2 protein-coding genes are annotated in these 2322 nt (G+C 48.6%); both read left to right on the top strand.

Annotated elements, in window-relative coordinates; genetic code table 11:
- Positions 1–1138 precede the first annotated feature (1138 nt).
- On the top strand, positions 1139–2107 hold the full coding sequence (locus tag IGR76_08360) for a YncE family protein (GenBank protein MBF2078519.1): 969 nt from the start codon (positions 1139–1141) through the stop codon (positions 2105–2107).
- A gap of 28 nt (positions 2108–2135) precedes the next feature.
- Positions 2136–2322: transposase (locus IGR76_08355; GenBank protein ID MBF2078518.1), on the top strand; the 187-nt coding region annotated here is incomplete at its 3' end.

The raw sequence follows: 2322 nt of genomic DNA, 5'->3' as shown, positions 1-2322 counted from the left end.
GTTCCGTTGGGGTGGAATGCGTGTAAAGCTGGGGCGGTTGGCGTTGCTTAAACAGAACACATGAACTACTTTATTAGGGGTTTTGAGCTGAAAATGCTCCTGAAAATTTAGTCCAAATTTAGTCCAGGAAAAATCCGTAACTTCTAAAATCGTTTCCTGGCAAAGATTAGAGAAGTTTGATTATTTGCGTATCCCACAGTTAGTCAAGAAGGAATCTAGCCAGATAATCGTGCGATCGCATGCTTCTAATCCAGAACAGCTTTTGGGGCTAACTGACCAACATTCCATCCCAAATGATCCACTCAAAATCATTGCCATTATCATTTGGGTATTGCCGACAATAGCCGAAACAGTCTCCACTTTTACAGAGTAAAGAAGCAGACATTAAACCATTTTCGACTTAACGGTAAAGGTCAGCAATAGCAGCATCACCCTCAAGCCTTCCGAACCTATGCATCACTCGTCTGATGACCCCAAATCACCGTGGTATCGAAAAAGAAATGCGAGCTATGGGCTAGTCAGTCTATTCATTTCCGTAGGACTAATCTCTATCCACGTATACCGTCATCCCTTGGGCGCATGGTGGGGAGAGCAAACCTCAGCATGGCATTCACGAATCAGCGGACATGCCACGACAGTTGACGATTGGAATCAAGGACTGAGGCAGGCTCAGCAGGCCGCCATCGGTGCCCAAACCGCACGATTTAGCGAGGAATGGCAAATCGTTGCCGATCACTGGCAAGGGGCGATCGCCAGTTTAGAGCGAGTTCCCAAAAACAACCCCAACTACGAATCAGCCCAAGTCAAGCTAGAACAGTATCGCACCAACCTGAGCTACGCCCAAGCCAATGCCGAAAATCCTCCCCTTTGGATCAATGCAATCAACCATGCAAACCAGGCAGATCAACTATTGTCTCAAACCCACACCGTCGAAGATTGGAAAAAAGTTGCCTATCAGTGGAAACAGTCCCTGGATTTATTAGCAGTAATCGGAGAAAACGATCCCCACTATGCCCAAGCCCAACAAAAAATTCCCGAATACGAGCGGAACTTCACCTACGCCCTAACCAAAATTCCAGGTGGAGATGAACAGTCCATCATTCCCGAAGATCAGTTTCGATTAGCCGTCAACGATGCAATGACCGCAGCCACCAACGTCCAAACGGCAAACTCAGCTCAAGATTGGCGACAGGTCATCGATCAGTGGAAACAGGCGATCGCCCACCTCAAATCGATTACTCCCGAAGAAGAGCGCTACGTTGAAGCCCAAACCAAAATTGAAGAATACACGACATATCTCGCCTATGCCGAAGCCAACCTACGGCAAACCAGAGAAGGGGTCTCCCTAAAAAAGACCATTACCGGAGGACTTTCGCCTAAATCAGTAGTGTACTCAGGCAACGGTCTATTCTTCGCCCAAAATATGATGTATAGCCATACCATCGGCATCTACAACACCGAATATCAACTCATCCGCACCCTAGACGATCAAGTCAATCTAGCCGACTATGGCTACAGCAACTATCAAGGCAGCTATCGCGGCGCACCCGTCGAAGCCACCTTTTCCCATGATGGGAAATGGGCTTGGGTGAGCAACTACCAAATGTATGGGGTAGGGTTTAATCGGCCAGGAGATGACGTATGCAGCCCCAGCAATAACTATGACCACAGTTACGTGTACCGCATCAACACCGATACCTTCGCCATTGAGAAAGTTATCCAAGTAGGAGCCGTTCCCAAATTTCTTGCCGCATCCCCCGACGATCGCTACGTCCTCGTCAGCAATTGGTGTAGTTATGACTTGAGCGTGATCGAAACGGCTAGCGATCGCGAAATTCAGCGGATTCCGTTAGGGGCCTATCCACGCGGCATCGTCGTAGATCCATCCTCTCAGGTGGTCTATGTGGCCATCATGGGATCTCAAGATTTAGCAAAAGTATCCCTAAACGATTTTTCAGTGGAGTACATCCAGGGCGTAGGAAATGCACCCCGTCATGTGGTGATCGATCCCGTAGAGGGGCGTTATTTGTATGTAACCTTGAATGGTGATAGTCAAGTTGGGCGTTGTTGCATGAAAGAGGGGTTGCGGGCAGGAGAGGCATGGTAAATTTCAGTTATCACACATAAAACCTGCCATGAAACCTCAATACCGCATCCGCAACTGGTCAGAGTATAACGCTGGATTGAAGGCTAGGGGAAGCCTCACCTTCTGGATCGAAGAATCTGTGCTGGGGCAGTGGGTGGTCGAGGAGTTGAGCGGCAAACCCGGCGCGTCAGTTCTTTATAGTGACCTTGCGATTCAAACAATGGCGACCGTCAAAG

Origin of the sequence: Synechococcales cyanobacterium T60_A2020_003, from assembly GCA_015272205.1 — a bacterium.
Classification (GTDB): domain Bacteria; phylum Cyanobacteriota; class Cyanobacteriia; order RECH01; family RECH01; genus JACYMB01.
The sequence above is the reverse complement of the archived record's forward strand: the minus strand, read 5'-3'. Positions and strand labels throughout refer to the sequence as shown.

What these genes read in the sequence shown, in the direction of transcription:
- IGR76_08360 (MBF2078519.1), top strand. Translation starts at nt 1,139, where the DNA reads ATGACCGCAGCCACCAACGTCCAAACGGCAAACTCAGCTCAAGATTGG.